The organism is Streptomyces sp. NPDC017943 (assembly GCF_044328425.1).
GTDB classification, from domain to species: domain Bacteria; phylum Actinomycetota; class Actinomycetes; order Streptomycetales; family Streptomycetaceae; genus Streptomyces; species Streptomyces djakartensis_A.
In genome coordinates this window covers 705,209-719,966 of the sequence record NZ_JBIRHH010000003.1, presented here as the reverse complement: position 1 = coordinate 719,966, position 14,758 = coordinate 705,209, and the positions used below count along the sequence as shown (strand labels likewise).

The window sequence follows — 14,758 nt, the reverse complement described above, 5'->3', positions numbered from 1 at the left end:
CCGCGCCCTGAAGCCTGACGGCCACGTGGTGTGGACCTCAGCCTATCGAGATCCATTCGCACTCCCGAACCGTGGCACTGTGGCGAACTCGTGTGGAAGGCGCGGACCGACAGGACCTTACTCTTGCCGCCATGCGACACAGCCCCATCCCCGGCGCCCGAGGCCGCGTGAGACCCCTCACGCTGCACGGCGATCCCGTCCTGCACACGCCTTGCGCGGAGGTCACCGACTTCGGCCCCGAACTGGCCCGGCTCGTGGAGGACTTGTTCGCCACGATGTACGCCGCGCGGGGCGTCGGCCTCGCCGCCAACCAGGTCGGCGTGCCGCTGCGGGTCTTCGTGTACGACTGCCCGGACGACGAGGACGTCCGCCATCTGGGCCACGTCGTGAACCCGCGCCTGGTGGTCGCGGACGGGGTGGTGGTCCGCGGTCCGGAGGGCTGCCTGTCCCTGCCGGGCCTGGAAGCGGGCACCGAACGCCACGACCACGCCGTGGTGGAGGGCTTCACCGTGACCGGTGAGCCCGTCACGGTCCACGGCACGGGCTTCTTCGCCCGCTGCCTGCAGCACGAGTCCGACCACCTGGAGGGCCGCATCTACGCGGACCGCCTCACGGGCCGGCGGCACCGCAAGCTGATGCGGCAGGTCGCCCGGGCCTCCTGGAACGCCTGAGCGCCGTGGTCAGAACCCCGGGCCCCCGACCCGGTCGCCCACGCTCGCCAGCCGCCCCCACAGCAGGTCCGCCAGGCTGCGCACCAACTCGGTCCGCGAGCAGGGCCGTTCCCCCAGCCACCAGTCCCCGGCCGCGTGCATCATGCCGACGATCCCGTGGCCCCACACCCGCGCGAGCTGCTGGCCGCCCGGCCCGAGGTCCAGCCGCTCCTCGATGACCTGGGCCAGCTCCTCGCCCATCCGCCGCAGCAACGGCGCGCTGTGCTTGCCGACGTCGAACCCGGGGTCGCCCGGCTGGCCGCCCTCGGCGGGGTGCATCAGGAACCGGTACACCTGGGGGCGCGCCTCGATGGCGGCGAGGTAGGTGTCGAGCGTCGCCTCGACGCGCTCGCGCCGGTCCGCCGGGGCGTCCAGCGCCGCCCGCAGGGAGTCCAGCAGTGCGTCGGTGTGCCGTTTGGCAAGGGCGGCGTAAAGTCCGCCCTTGTCGCCGAAGTGGCGGTAGAGGATCGGCTTGGTGATCCCGGCCTCCGCCGCGATCGCGTTCATCGAGGCCTGGGGGCCGTCGCGCAGCACCACTCGGTCGGCGGCCTCGAGCAGCTCGCGCCGCCGGCGGTCGGCGGACCGTTGCTGATCGGTCCGCTGTGTGGTGTCCATGTGCTCTCCCCACCCGTGGTGTTTCGATGACGCCTGCGCAAACTAGCACTCGGGCGTGATCCGGGCAGGGGAAGGGCCCGACCGGGCCGAGGGGAGTTGACGTGGACTACCCGTCGGTAACAGACTGCGGTTACCGCAAGTAACATGCACGTGCGCCGCTGGAGGGGACGACATGGCCGAGTTCACCATGGAGCTCAACGACGAACAGAAGGAGGTCCGCGACTGGATCCACGGCTTCGCCGCCGACGTGATCCGGCCCGCGGCCGCCGAATGGGACGAGCGTGAGGAGACTCCCTGGCCGGTCATCCAGGAGGCCGCCAAGGTCGGCATCTACTCCCTGGACTTCTACGCCCAGCAGTACTTCGACCCCACAGGCCTCGGCATCCCCATGGCGATGGAGGAGCTCTTCTGGGGCGACGCGGGCATCGCCCTGTCCATCGTCGGCACCGGCCTCGCCGCCGTCGGCGTCCTCGCCAACGGCACCGAGGAGCAGATCGGCACCTGGATCCCGCAGATGTACGGCGACGCCAACGACGTGAAGGTCGCCGCCTTCTGCTCCTCCGAGCCCGACGCCGGCTCCGACGTGGCCTCCATGCGCACCCGGGCCGTCTACGACGAGGCCAAGGACGAGTGGGTGCTCAACGGCACCAAGACCTGGGCCACCAACGGCGGCATCGCCAACGTCCACGTCGTCGTCGCGGTCGTCGACCCCGAGCTCGGCTCCAAGGGCCACGCCTCCTTCATCGTCCCGCCGGGCACCGAGGGACTCTCCCAGGGCCAGAAGTTCAAGAAGCACGGCATCCGCGCCTCGCACACCGCCGAGGTCGTCCTCGACAACGTGCGCGTGCCCGGCTCCTGCCTGCTCGGCGGCAAGGAGAAGCTGGACGAGCGGCTCGCCCGCGCCCGGGAGAAGGCCCGGCAGGGCGGGGAGCGCGTGAAGAACGCGGCCATGGCCACCTTCGAGGCCTCCCGCCCGGCCGTCGGGGCCATGGCGGTCGGCACCGCCCGCGCCGCCTACGAGGTCGCCCTCGACTACGCCACGAACCGCGAGCAGTTCGGCCGGCCCATCATCGACAACCAGGGCGTGGCGTTCCAGCTCGCGGACATGCGCACCTCGATCGACGCGGCGCGGCTGCTGGTGTGGCGCGCCTCCTGGATGGCGATCAACGGCAAGCCGTTCACCGCGGCCGAGGGCTCCATGTCCAAGCTCTTCGCCAGCGAGACCGCCAAGAAGGTCACTGCCCAGGCCATCCAGATCCTCGGCGGCAACGGCTACACCCGCGAGTACCCGGTGGAGCGCATGCACCGCGACAGCGCCATCTACACCATCTTCGAAGGCACGAGCGAGATCCAGCGCCTGGTCATCGCCCGCACCCTCGCCGGCGTGCCCATCCGCTGACGTCCGCTAGCGGTGCCTGAGCGGCGTCAGCTGCTCGATGTCGTACCGCGCCCGGAGCTCCTCGATCGCCGTGTGGTCCGGCGGGCCGCCGGCGCCGAGGATCTCCAGCAGCTCCTCGAAGTACCGCTCGTGGTCCGGCGGCGGGCTCGCCTGGAAGAACATCTTCGCGGGCTCGTCCGTCGGATTGGCGAACGCGTGCGGGCACCCCGGGGGCACGACGATCACCGTGCCGGGGGTCGCCCGCACCACCCGGTTGCCGGCGGCGGACTCCCACCCCTGCCAGCGGTCGGGGGTGCGGATCCGCGGCTCGAAGGCGAGCACGTCCAGCTCGCCCTCCAGCACGTAGAACAACTCCTCGCTGCGCGCGTGCACATGGGCGCCGACGTCGAACCCCGGCGGCACCACCACCTCGAAGGAGGAGGCCGCGCGGGAGTGGGCGCCGGTCACCTTGAAGGTCACGTGCTGGGCGGGCGCCCGGACGACCCGGCCCTGCCCCGGCGGGACGAGCAGCCCTTCCGTCGCCGTCATCCCGCCCGGTCCCCGTCCCGCCAGCGGCCCAGCGCCATCTCGGCGGTGATGCCGGGACCGAACCCGGCGACCAGCCCGCGCGCCCCGCTTTCCGGCCCGCCCTCGTCGAACAGCCGGCGCAGCGCGTCCAGGACGACGGCGCTGGCGATGTTGCCGTACTCGGTGAGCGTGGCCCGGCTGAACCGGAAGGCGTGCGGGTCGACGCGCAGGAAGGTGCTCAGGTCGTCCAGGATCCGGGGCCCGCCCGCGTGGACGATGTAGAAGTCCAGGTCGGACGCGTCCCACCCGTGGTCGCCCGCCAGGTCGGTGAGGACCGGTGCGAGCGGCTCCATCGTGCCCGGGACCCGCTTGTCCAGCAGGAAGTGGAAACCGGTGGCGCGCACGTCGTACGTGATCCAGTCCTCGGTCTTCGGGATCAGGAACGAACCGTTGCGCTCCAGCGCGATGCCCTCGCCGCCCCGGCCGCGCACCACGGCGGCGGCGATGCCGTCGCCGAACAGCCCGTTCGACAGCAGGGAACCGACGCCCATGTCGGTGGGCTGGTAGCACAGCGAGCAGAACTCGCAGGCCACGATCAGCGCGTTGGCCTCGGGGTAGGCGGAGCAGAAGTCGTGGGCCCGGTTGATCGCCGCCCCGCCGGCCGCACACCCGAGCTGGGCGATCGGCAGCTGACGGGTGGTCGGCTCGAAACCCATCTCGTTGATCAGCCAGGCCGTCAGCGACGGCATCATGAAGCCCGTGCACGACACGTAGACGATCAGGTCCACCTCGGTGGTGAGCAGCTCGGCGTCGTCGAGGGCCCGCTGGACCACCGCGGGCACCCGCGCCTTGGCCTCCGCCTCGTAGAGCTTGTTGCGCTCCTCGAAACCCGGGTGTCTCAAGGTCTTTTCGACGGGCTGCACGATGCGTCGCGTGCGCACGCCGGTGTTCTCGATCAGCCGGAGGGCGAGCGGCAGTTGGGGGTGGCCCGCGTGGCGCTGCCGCGCCAGCTCCAGCGTCTCCTCCATCGTGATCACGTACTCCGGGACGGACACCGAGGGTCTGCACAAAGTCGCCATGAACCGTGCCTGCTTTCGCCTTCCGGAAGGCGCTTCGCCCCCCGGCCAGAAGGTGGTTCACCACTAGGGGTGGTCACCCCACGATCACCCGGGGGCACGGTGACTTCGCGCCGGGCTACTCCGTACCGGGGAGGACGTGCAAGGCTCGTTGCGGCAGTCGGATGACGCGGCCGCGCGACGACGCGTCCGGCCCGGGACCCGCTGCCGGCGGCCGCCGCGCGGCCGCCGGGTCTACCGGGCGTACACGGCCCGGCAGGCCCTGGGCGCCCCACCGCCGGACGCGGTCCCGGCCCCGGCGGTCAACCGGCCTCGGGGGGCAACCGCGCGAGAAGCCGTCATGCACCCGCACCCGTTACGTCGCCGTCCCGCTGCTGTGCGCGATGCAGGCCACGTCGATACGGTCGGCGAGCTTCGCCAGTTCGATGGTCAGAGCCGCGACCGTGTCCTCGTCCAGTCCGGACTCCCCGTCCTCCACCAGCCGCACCCACCGTCCCCCCACCGTCCGCAGCAGCTTGCTGACATCCGCCGCAGCCACCTGCAGGGTCCCGCGGTTGTCGACGATCAGAGGCAGAGTCACTTCGCGGTTCACAGACGGGATCGTAGCCCCGCATCACTCACGCACCGTGCCAAACCGTGGTGATGTTGCAGAACTCGCGGATTCCGTGCCCGGACAGCTCACGCCCGTAGCCGGACCGCTTCACACCGCCGAACGGGAACGCCGGGTGCGAGGCCGTCATCCCGTTGAAGAACACGCCTCCGGCCTCCAGATCCCGGACGAAACGGTCCACCTCGGCCTCGTCCCGCGTCCACACGTTGGAACTCAGCCCGAACGGCGAGTCGTTCGCGATCAGCACCGCCTCGTCCAGGTCCGCCGCCCGGTACAGCGTGGCGACCGGCCCGAACGCCTCCTCCCGGTGGATGCGCATCTCCCGGGTGATGCCGGCGAGGATCGTCGGCGTGTAGTACCAGCCCGGACCCTCCGGGCGTTCGCCACCGCACAGCACCCGGGCGCCGCCGCGCACCGCGTCGTCGACCAGCTCCTCCAGGTCGCGCAGTCCCTGCTCGGTGGAGAGCGGCCCGACCTCCGTGTCCTCGGACAAGGGGTCGCCGACCTTCAGCGCCCGCATGCCCTCGGTGAACCGTTCGGCGAAGGCGTCGTAGACGTCCGTGTGCACGATGAACCGCTTGGCGGCGATGCAGGACTGCCCGGTGTTCTGCACCCGTGCCGTGACCGCGACCTGCGCCGCCCGGTCGATGTCGGCGGACGGCATGACCACGAACGGGTCGCTGCCGCCCAGCTCCAGCACCGTCTTCTTGATCATCTCCCCGGCGGTGGAGGCGACCGCGCGGCCGGCCGGCTCGCTGCCGGTGAGGGTGGCGGCCTTGACGCGTTCGTCGCGCAGGATGTCGTCGATCGCCGCCGAGCCGATCAGCAGGGTCTGGAAACAGCCTTCGGTGAAGCCCGCCCGGTGGAAGAGGTCCTCGATGTAGAGGGCGGTCTGCGGGACGTTCGAGGAGTGCTTGAGCAGACCCACGTTCCCCGCCATCAGCGCGGGCGCCGCGAAGCGGATCACCTGCCACAGCGGGAAGTTCCAGGGCATGACCGCGAGCACCGGGCCGACCGGCCGGTAGCGCACCAGGACGCGTGAGGCGCCCGAGTCCTTCACGTCCGCGTCGGAGGGCCGCTCGTCGGCGAGCAGTTCCTCGGCGTGGTCGGCGTACCAGTGCATCGCCTTGGCGCACTTGGCGGCCTCGGCCCGGGCCTGCTGGATCGGCTTGCCCATCTCGGTGGTCATCACCCGGGCGATGTCCTGCTGGTCCTCCTCGAGGAGGTCGGCGGCCCGGTGCAGCAGCCGCGCGCGCTCCTCGAAGGTCGTCGTACGGTAGGTGCGGAACGTGGCCTCCGCGAGCTGGATCCGGCGCTCGATCTCCTCCTCGCCCATGGCCTCGTACGTCTTGAGCGTCTCGCCGTTCGCCGGGTTCACCGTCGCGATGGGCATGGCTGACCTCCCTCGGTGCGGGCTGTGTCTCGACCTTCCCGCGCGACGGAGGGGACCGCAACGCGGGAGTGTCTCCTCAGGGCGAGTGCTCCGCCAGCCGGTCGAGAAACGCGGCCTGGGCCGTGATGATCACCGCTCGGGCCTGTTCGGCCCCGAACCACGCGACCCGGTCCAGCTCGGGGAACTCCTGCATCCGCCCCGAGCGCGGCGGCCACTCCATCCGGAAGGTGCCGGGTGCGACGGTGTCCGGGTCGAGGTCGGCCTCGATCGCCCAGGCGGTGACGATCTTGCCGTTGGTCTGCCGCACCTCGCCCAGGGCGATGGCCTCACCGTCGGGCGGGGGCAGTCCCAGCTCCTCCTCGAACTCGCGGCGGGCGGCGGCCCAGGGGGACTCGTCGGGCTCGTACTCGCCCTTGGGGATGGTCCAGGCGCCGGCGTCACGCCGGGCGTAGAAGGGGCCGCCCATGTGGCCGAGCAGGACCTCGCGGCCCCGCGCGGACGGGCGGAAGAGCAGCAGGCCTGCGCTGCGCTTCACGGCCTCACCTCCGGGTGCGCCGCGAGGAGCGTCTCGACGGTGTCGGCCTCCTCGGGGCGCTTGTCCTCGCGGTAGCGGATCACGCGGGCGAAGCGGAGGGTGACGCCGGCCGGATAGCGCGTGGAGCGCTGCAGGCCGTCGTAGGCGATCTCGACGACGAGTTCCGGGCGGACCCTGACCACGTGGTCGTTCGTCTCGACGGCGAGCTGCTGGAGCCGTTCGGTCTGCCAGGCGAGCATCGCGTCGGTCATGCCCTTGAACGTCTTGCCGAGCATGGCGAGACCCCCGTCGGCCGTGCGGGCGCCCAGGTGGAGGTTGGAGAGCTTGCCGCTGCGGCGGCCGTGGCCCCACTCGGCGGCCAGGACGACGAGGTCGAGGGTGTGGACGGGCTTGACCTTCAGCCAGGACGCACCCCGCCGGCCCGCGCTGTAGGGGGCCTGAAGCGCCTTGGCGACCACTCCCTCGTGGCCGCGCCCGAGGGTCGCGGCCAGGAACTGCTCCGCCGCGGGGGTCTCCCCGGGGCCGGAGACCAGTGTGCGGCGCACCCGCATCGGCTCGGGGACCAGGCGGGCGAGTTCGGCGTGGCGCTCGGTGAACGGCAGGTCCAGCAGGTCACGGCCGTCGACGGACAGCGCGTCGAAGAAGACGGGGGAGACGGGCACCGCGCGGGCGGCGGTCGCCACGTCGGTGCGCGAGCCGACCCGGCCGGCCGTCTCCTGGAACGAACGGGGGCGTCCGTCCTCGCCGAAGGAGATCACCTCGCCGTCCAGGATGAACCGCTCGCCGCGCAACTCCAGCACGGCGGCCGTCACTTCGGGCAGCCGGTCGGTGATGTCGTCGAGCGTGCGGGTGTAGAGCCGTACCGTGCCGCCGTCCCGGTGCACCTGGACCCGGATGCCGTCCAGCTTCTCCTCCACCGCGCAGGCGCCGAGCTTGTCCACGGCCTCGGCGACCGAGGAGGCGCTGTGCGCGAGCATGGGCAGCACGGGGCGGCCGACGGTGAGCCGGAACCGGTCCAGGGACGCGGGCCCGTCCGAGAGCAGCGCCTCGGCGACCGACTGGAGCGAACCCGCGAGCATCACGGCCCGGCGCACGTCCGCGGAGGGCGCCCCCGTCGCCTGGGCCAGGCCCTCCACGGCCACCGCGTCCAGCGCGCCCTGCCGGACCTCGCCGGTGAGCAGTCCCAGCAGGAACCGCTGCTCGTCCTCGGTGGCCGCGCCCATCAGCTCCCCGACCAGCCGGGTGCGCTCCGCCTGAGAACCGGGGCCGGACACCTTCGCGAGCTCGGACAGCCGGGCGTCGACGTCCCGCACGGTCAGGCTCGGCTCGGCGGCGGGGACGACCGGCCGCCCCAGCACCTTCCAGCCGACGCCGATGCGGCCCTGCGGCAGGCGTCCGGCCAGGTAGGGGATGACGACGGGCACGTCGTCCGCCTCCGCGTCCCGGAAGAGCTCCGCGAGCAGCGCCGTCTTCCTCGACCGTGCGGAGGTGGCGGCGACCTCCTGGGACACTCGGGCCAGCCGGTGCAGAAGCATGCAGTCATGGTGCACCGCCGGGGCCACCTCTACACCCGGACGCCCGGGCCGGTGTTGCTTGGGGACCCTGGCGGGTCGCCCGGGGAGCCTGGCGGGTTGCCCGGGGGCCCCTGGCGGGTTGCCAGGGGAGCCTGGCGGGTTGCCCGGGGACCCTGGCGGGTCGCCCGAGGACCCCTGGCGGGTTGCCCGGGGCCCTGGCGGGTTGCCCGGGGACCCCTAATGGGTCGCCCGGAGGGCCGTGCCGGGGCCGCCGTGCCAGGGCCGCCGGCCGGTCATCACCGGTCCTCGCGCGGTGCCTGCCACGGGACCCCCTGTCCCTGCACCGCCGCGTCGAGGTCCGCCATCAGCAGGTCCCCGACGATCGCGGACGCGGCCCGGTAGCCGCCGCTCGCCGCGTGCACGACCTGCTCGGCGAAGCCGATCGCGTTGCCCGCCGCCCACACGCCCGGCACGGTCGTCAGGCCCGTCGCGTCGACCACCGGGTACGCGCCGAAGGGCGTCTCGTGCAGCTCCGCGCCGAGCCGCTCCAGCAAGCCCGTCCGCGGCACCGGCCGGGGAGCGGCGAACAGCACCGAGCGGGCGTGCACCGTGCCGTCGGCCAGCCGGACCCCGGTGAGCCGGTCGTCCTCGACCACCAGGCCCGCCACCTCGGCGGGGACCACGTCCACCCCGGCGGCTGCCAGCCGGCGCAGGTCGACGTCGGACAGCTCCTCCTCGGCGACCCGGTGCAGGAAGAACCGCACGTCCTTGGACCACTGGGACACCATCAGCGCCTGGTGCACACTCGCCGGGCTCGTCGCCAGCACCCCGAACGGCTGGTCCCGCACCTCCCAGCCGTGGCAGAAGGGGCAGTGCAGGACGTCCCGCCCGAACCGTTCCGCCACCCCCGGCACGTCGGGCAGCTCGTCCTCGAGCCCGGTGGCGACGACCAGGCGGCGGGCGCGCACGCTCCGGCCGTTTGCCAGCACCACGGTGAAGTCCTCGTCCCGTCCCACCTCCACCACCCGGTCCCGCACCAGCTCGACGCCGTAGCCGGTGACCTCCGCGCGGCCCGCGGCCAGGAACTCGGCCGGTGGCATGCCGTCACGCGACAGATAACCCTGCATGTGCGCGGCGGGCGCGTTGCGCGGTTCACCCGCGTCGACGACCAGGGTGCGGATCCGGGCCCGGCCCAGCACCAGCGCCGCGGACAGACCGGCCGCGCCCCCGCCGACGACGACCACTGCGTACTTCTCGGTCATGGTGACCACCTCCGTCGCCGAGCGTCGCTCCGGACCCCCGGGATTGACAAACGCCTTTGCCGAACCTGCAATACCCCCATGACCACGGACGAGGTACTCGCGGGCGTCGGCCCGAGGCTGCGGCAGATGCGCAAGGAGCGGGAGGTGACCCTGGCGGCGCTGTCGGAGACCACCGGCATCTCCGTCAGCACCCTGTCGCGGCTGGAGTCCGGCCTGCGCAAACCCAGTCTGGAACTGCTGCTGCCGATCGCGCGCGCCCACCAGGTGGCCCTGGACGAATTGGTCGGGGCGCCGCCCGCGGGCGACCCGCGGGTGCGTGCCAAGCCGATCCAGATGGGCGGGCGCACCCACTGGCCCCTCACCCGCCAGCCCGGCGGCCTCCAGGCGTACAAGGTGCTGGAGCCGCAGCGGAAGCTGGAGCCGGACCCGCGCACGCACGAGGGCTACGAGTGGCTGTACGTGCTCTCCGGGAGGCTGCGCCTGGTGCTGGGGGAGCACGACGTGGTGCTCACGGCGGGCGAGGCGGCCGAGTTCGACACGCGCGTGCCGCACTGGTTCGGGTCGACGGGGGAGGGGCCCGTGGAGTTCCTCAGCCTGTTCGGGCCGCAGGGGGAGCGGATGCACGTGCGGGCGCGGCCGAAGCGGTCGTGACGTACACGACAGGGCGAGCGTGGGACCTTTCCGCCGAAGGCTGTTCCCTGATCGGCAAGCGACCGCTTAGTATGCGAACCGGACCCGGTCAGACGAAGCAGTCCCCCGTGGAGGCCCCGCATGCAGGCATGGCACGTGCACGAGAACGGCGAGCCGGGCGAGGTGATGCGGCTCGAGGACGCGGAACCGCCCACCCCCGGTGAGGGCCAGGTCCTGCTGAAGGTGCGGGCGGCCAACATCAACTTCCCCGACGCCCTGCTGTGCCGCGGCCAGTACCAGGTCCGGCCGACGCTGCCGTTCACCCCCGGCGTGGAGATCTGCGGCGAGACCGAGGACGGCCGCCGGGTCATCGCCAACCCGGCGCTGCCGCACGGCGGTTTCGCCGAGTACGCCCTCGCGGACTCCGCCGCCCTGCTGCCCGCGCCCGAGGCCCTGGACGACGCCGAGGCCGCGGCCCTGCACATCGGCTACCAGACGGGCTGGTTCGGCCTGCACCGCCGGGCCGGTCTGGAGGCCGGCGAGACCCTGCTCGTCCACGCTGCCGCAGGAGGGGTCGGCAGCGCGGCCGTGCAGCTCGGGAAGGCCGCCGGCGCCACCGTCATCGGTGTCGTCGGCGGCCCCGACAAGGCGGCCGTCGCCCGCGAGCTGGGGTGCGACGTGGTGATCGACCGGCGCTCCGAGGACGTGGTCGCCGCCGTCAAGGAGGCCACGGGCGGCCGGGGCGCCGACGTGGTCTACGACCCGGTCGGCGGCGAGGCCTACACCCAGTCGGCCAAGACCGTCGCCTTCGAGGGGCGGATCGTCGTCGTCGGCTTCGCCAGCGGCACCATCCCGAGCCCGGCCCTCAACCACGCCCTGGTGAAGAACTACTCGATCCTGGGCCTGCACTGGGGTCTGTACAACACCAAGGACCCGAAGCTCGTCCGGCACTGCCACGAGCAACTCACCGAGCTGGCCGCGCGGGGCGCGATCAAGCCGCTGGTCAGCGAGCGCGTGCCGCTCGCCCGAGCGGCCGACGCCGTGCAGAAGGTGGCCGACGGCCGGACCACCGGCCGTATCGCCGTCGTCATGGAGGAGTCGGCATGACCCCCGAGGAACTGCGCCACAGCACACGGGAGTTCCTGGCCGCGCACCCGCCGGCCTCGACCGACCGCCTCGACTTCCTGCGGGCCCGCTTCGACGCCGGACTGGCCTGGGTGCACTTCCCGCAGGGCCTCGGCGGACTCGGCGCCTCCCGCTCCCTGCAGGCCGTCGTCGACGCCGAACTGACCGCGGCCGGGGCGCCCGACAACGACCCGCGGCGCATCGGCATCGGCCTCGGCATGGCCGCGCCGACGATCCTCCAGTACGGCACCGAGGAGCAGAAGCGGCGCTACCTGCGGCCGCTGTGGACCGGCGAGGAGGTCTGGTGCCAGCTGTTCAGCGAACCCGGCGCCGGGTCGGACCTGGCCGCCCTCGGCACCCGCGCGGTGCGTGAGGGCGACACCTGGGTGGTCGACGGGCAGAAGGTCTGGACGTCCAGCGCCCATGTGGCCCGCTGGGCGATCCTCATCGCCCGCACCGACCCGGACGTGCCCAAGCACCGCGGCATCACCTACTTCGTGTGCGACATGACCGACCCGGGCGTCGAGGTGCGGCCGCTGCGGCAGATCACCGGTGAGGCCGAGTTCAACGAGGTCTTCCTCACCGGCGTCCGCATCCCCGACACGCGGCGCCTCGGCGAGGTCGGCGACGGCTGGAAGGTCGCGCAGACCACGCTGAACAACGAGCGCGTGGCCATCGGCGGCATGCGACTGCCCCGCGAGGGCGGCATGATCGGGCCCGTCTCCGCCACCTGGCGCGAGCGGCCCGAGCTGCGCACCCACGACCTGCACCAGCGGCTGCTGAAGCTCTGGGTGGAGGCCGAGGTCTCCCGCCTCACCGCCGAGCGGCTGCGCCAGCAACTCGTCGCGGGCCAGCCCGGCCCCGAGGGCGCCGGCATGAAGCTGGCCTTCGCCCGCCTCAACCAGGAGATCAGCGGCCTGGAGGTCGAACTCCTCGGCGAGGAGGGCCTGTCGTACGACGACTGGACCATGCGGCGCCCGGAACTGGTCGACTTCACCGGCCGCGAGGCCGGCTACCGCTACCTGCGCTCCAAGGGCAACAGCATCGAGGGCGGGACCAGCGAGGTCCTGCTGAACATCGTCGCCGAGCGCGTCCTCGGACTGCCCCCCGAGCCGCGCACCGACAAGGACGTCGCCTGGAAGGACCTGGCCCGATGAGCGATCTGCTGTACTCCGAGGAGGAAGAGGCGCTCCGCGCGGCCGTCCGCGGCCTGCTCACCGACCACTGCGACGCCCCCGGCGTCATCGCCCGCACGGAGTCGGACACCCCGCACCACCTGGCCGTGTGGAAGTCTCTCACCGACGGCATGGGCCTGGCCGGTCTGCTGGTGCCCGAGGAACTCGACGGGCAGGGCGCCACCCACCGGGAAGCCGCCGTGGTGCTGGAGGAACTGGGCCGCGCGGTCGCGCCCGTGCCGTACCTGACGAGCGCGGTCGTCGCCACCGAGGCGCTGCTCGCCTGCGGCGCGGACGACCTGCTGCGCGACCTCGCCACCGGCACGGCGATCGGCGCCCTCGCGGTCGCCCTGCACACCGCGCCCGGCGCCGTCCACCGTACGGTCCGGCACGAGAACGGGCTGCTGCACGGCACACTGACCGGCATCGCCGACGCGGCCGTCGCGGACGTCCTGCTCGTGCCCGCCGACGACGGCGGCCTGTACGCGGTCGACGCCGGCGCCGCGACGATCACCGCGCAGGTGTCGCTCGACCTGACCCGGCCCCTGGCCACCGTCGAACTGGACGGCACACCGGGCACGTTGCTCGGTGACGCCGAACCCGCCGTGCGCCGTGGCCTGCGCGCCGGAGCCGGGCTGCTCGCCTCCGAGCAACTGGGGCTCGCCGAATGGACGCTGACGGAGACCGTCCGCTACCTCAAGGAACGCAAGCAGTTCAACCGGCCCGTCGGCGGCTTCCAGGCGCTCAAGCACCGCCTCGCCCAACTGTGGCTGGAGGTCGTCAACCTCCGCGCGGCCGCCCGCAACGCCGCCGACGCCCTGGCGACCGGCGAGGACACCGACCTCGCCGTCGCGGTCGCCCAGGCGTACGCGGCACCCGTGGCCGTCCACGCCGCCGAGGAAGCGGTGCAGTTGCACGGCGGCATCGGCATGACGTGGGAACACCCGGCGCACCTCTACCTGAAGCGCGCCAAGGCCGACTCGATCGTCTTCGGCACGGCCGGCGCCCACCGCCAGGCCGTGGCCGCACTCGTCGACCTCCAGGCGCCCTGAGGCTCCTCCTTCCCGGCACCTCGGGTCCGGCGGCGGACCGGGCGACCGCGGTGAAGCCCGCCCCACCAGGGGCGGGCTTTTCGGTGCGCCCGGACCCGACGAGGTGAACGCACGGCGGCAGTCCGGCCAACTCGACGCACCAGCCTGCTGGTTGAGCGTGCAGGACCGCATACTCACAGGGTTCCCGTACGGCACTTCCAGGGAGGCAGAGCATGGCCCTCACCACCCGTCGCAGAGCCCTCACCACCCTCGGCGCCGCCCTCACGGGCACGGTCGCCCTCCCCACCGCGGACGCCCTGGCGGGCGAACGCCGGCACGGGCCCCGCCCGTTGTGGCGCGCCCACGCCCACAACGACTACGAGCACCCCCGCCCCCTGCACGACGCCCTGGACCACCGCTTCGGCGGCGTCGAGGCCGACATCCACCTCGTCGGCGACCGGCTCCTGGTCGCGCACGACCCGCAGGACCTGGACCCGTCCCGCACCCTGGAGTCCCTCTACCTCGACCCGCTCGCCGCCCGGGTGCGCGCCCACCACGGCTCCGTGTACCGCGGTCACCGCGGCTCGCTGCAACTGCTGGTCGACATCAAGACCGAGGGCGCGTCGACCTACCTCGCACTCGACCGTCACCTCCGGCGTCACCGGCACCTGTTCACCACCTACGCCCACGGGAGGGTCCGCCCCGGCCCGGTCACCGTCGTCGTCTCCGGCGACCGGGCGGCCCGCGCTCCCCTGGAGGCCCAGTCCGTCCGGCGCGCCTTCTACGACGGCCGTCTCGCCGACCTCGGCGGCCCGGCGCCGGCCTCCCTCATCCCGCTCGTCAGCGACAACTGGACGCTCAACTTCACGTGGCAGGGCGTGGGCACCTTCCCCGACGCCGAGCGGCGGAAACTGCGGGCCATCGTCGCAACCGCCCACCGGCGCGGGCAGGCGGTGCGGTTCTGGGCGACCCCGGACCAGCCCGGGCCCGCCCGCGACGCCGTCTGGGGCGAACTCCTCGCCGCAGGCGTCGACCACCTCAACACCGACGACCTCGCCGGACTCGAGAGCTTCCTGGACGCCCGGCGCACGGCGTAGGCCCGCCGGGAGCGCGGGGACACCACACGTTCGGCGGACAGGCCAGCCGCACCGACGAACCCTCCGCTACGCCACACTT

15 protein-coding genes are annotated in these 14,758 nt (G+C 72.9%); 7 read left to right on the top strand and 8 right to left on the bottom strand.

The genetic code is table 11. The features are described 5' to 3' along the window. Positions 1-131: 131 nt before the first annotated feature. Positions 132-671: a peptide deformylase gene (gene def, locus ACH4C6_RS12710; protein WP_398108566.1), complete on the top strand. Its 540-nt coding sequence runs from the start codon at positions 132-134 to the stop codon at positions 669-671. A 9-nt stretch (positions 672-680) separates the two neighbouring features. Here the strand turns inward: def and ACH4C6_RS12705 are convergent, their stop codons facing one another. After that, positions 681-1,325, bottom strand: coding sequence for a TetR family transcriptional regulator (locus ACH4C6_RS12705; RefSeq protein WP_398108565.1), 645 nt, complete (start codon positions 1,323-1,325; stop codon positions 681-683). Positions 1,326-1,497: 172 nt separating this feature from the next. On the opposite strand from ACH4C6_RS12705, the gene ACH4C6_RS12700 reads away from it, so the two are divergent. Then, positions 1,498-2,724 (top strand): acyl-CoA dehydrogenase family protein, encoded by a 1,227-nt coding sequence (locus ACH4C6_RS12700; RefSeq protein ID WP_369198538.1) that lies wholly within the window; start codon positions 1,498-1,500, stop codon positions 2,722-2,724. A gap of 6 nt (positions 2,725-2,730) precedes the next feature. Here the strand turns inward: ACH4C6_RS12700 and ACH4C6_RS12695 are convergent, their stop codons facing one another. The 7 genes from ACH4C6_RS12695 to ACH4C6_RS12665 all read right to left on the bottom strand — a co-directional run bounded on the left by ACH4C6_RS12695 (position 2,731) and on the right by ACH4C6_RS12665 (position 9,621). Next, positions 2,731-3,252 (bottom strand): cupin domain-containing protein, encoded by a 522-nt coding sequence (locus tag ACH4C6_RS12695; protein ID WP_398108564.1) that lies wholly within the window; start codon positions 3,250-3,252, stop codon positions 2,731-2,733. Next, positions 3,249-4,310, bottom strand: coding sequence for a type III polyketide synthase (locus ACH4C6_RS12690; protein ID WP_398108563.1), 1,062 nt, complete (start codon positions 4,308-4,310; stop codon positions 3,249-3,251). The genes ACH4C6_RS12695 and ACH4C6_RS12690 overlap by 4 nt, the downstream gene beginning before the upstream one ends. 352 nt (positions 4,311-4,662) lie before the next feature. Further along, positions 4,663-4,899, bottom strand: a complete 237-nt coding sequence (locus ACH4C6_RS12685) for a DUF6213 family protein (RefSeq protein WP_333929907.1) — start codon at positions 4,897-4,899, stop codon at positions 4,663-4,665. Positions 4,900-4,924: 25 nt separating this feature from the next. Beyond that, entirely contained in the window at positions 4,925-6,310 is a 1,386-nt protein-coding gene (locus tag ACH4C6_RS12680; protein WP_398108562.1) for an NADP-dependent succinic semialdehyde dehydrogenase, read from the bottom strand. Positions 6,311-6,386: 76 nt separating this feature from the next. Continuing rightward, positions 6,387-6,845, bottom strand: a complete 459-nt coding sequence (locus ACH4C6_RS12675; RefSeq protein ID WP_398108561.1) for an NUDIX domain-containing protein — start codon at positions 6,843-6,845, stop codon at positions 6,387-6,389. Continuing rightward, entirely contained in the window at positions 6,842-8,380 is a 1,539-nt protein-coding gene (locus ACH4C6_RS12670; RefSeq protein WP_398108560.1) for an ATP-dependent DNA ligase, read from the bottom strand. Before ACH4C6_RS12670 ends, ACH4C6_RS12675 begins: the two co-directional genes overlap by 4 nt. A gap of 275 nt (positions 8,381-8,655) precedes the next feature. Next, positions 8,656-9,621 carry an NAD(P)/FAD-dependent oxidoreductase gene (locus ACH4C6_RS12665; protein ID WP_398108559.1) on the bottom strand — a complete coding sequence of 322 codons (966 nt, stop codon included), beginning with the start codon at positions 9,619-9,621 and terminating at the stop codon, positions 8,656-8,658. A gap of 78 nt (positions 9,622-9,699) precedes the next feature. Here ACH4C6_RS12665 and ACH4C6_RS12660 point away from each other — a divergent pair, with 78 nt between their 5' ends. The 5 genes from ACH4C6_RS12660 to ACH4C6_RS12640 all read left to right on the top strand — a co-directional run bounded on the left by ACH4C6_RS12660 (position 9,700) and on the right by ACH4C6_RS12640 (position 14,679). Continuing rightward, complete coding sequence (locus tag ACH4C6_RS12660; RefSeq protein ID WP_398108558.1) at positions 9,700-10,272, top strand: helix-turn-helix domain-containing protein; 573 nt, start codon at positions 9,700-9,702, stop codon at positions 10,270-10,272. Between the two features lie 120 nt (positions 10,273-10,392). Further along, positions 10,393-11,358 (top strand): NADPH:quinone oxidoreductase family protein, encoded by a 966-nt coding sequence (locus ACH4C6_RS12655; RefSeq protein ID WP_398108557.1) that lies wholly within the window; start codon positions 10,393-10,395, stop codon positions 11,356-11,358. Further along, positions 11,355-12,533 (top strand): acyl-CoA dehydrogenase family protein, encoded by a 1,179-nt coding sequence (locus tag ACH4C6_RS12650; RefSeq protein ID WP_398108556.1) that lies wholly within the window; start codon positions 11,355-11,357, stop codon positions 12,531-12,533. Before ACH4C6_RS12655 ends, ACH4C6_RS12650 begins: the two co-directional genes overlap by 4 nt. Continuing rightward, on the top strand, positions 12,530-13,603 hold the full coding sequence (locus ACH4C6_RS12645; protein ID WP_398108555.1) for an acyl-CoA dehydrogenase family protein: 1,074 nt from the start codon (positions 12,530-12,532) through the stop codon (positions 13,601-13,603). Before ACH4C6_RS12650 ends, ACH4C6_RS12645 begins: the two co-directional genes overlap by 4 nt. 212 nt (positions 13,604-13,815) lie before the next feature. Further along, positions 13,816-14,679, top strand: coding sequence for a phosphatidylinositol-specific phospholipase C/glycerophosphodiester phosphodiesterase family protein (locus ACH4C6_RS12640; protein WP_398108554.1), 864 nt, complete (start codon positions 13,816-13,818; stop codon positions 14,677-14,679). Positions 14,680-14,758 lie beyond the last annotated feature (79 nt).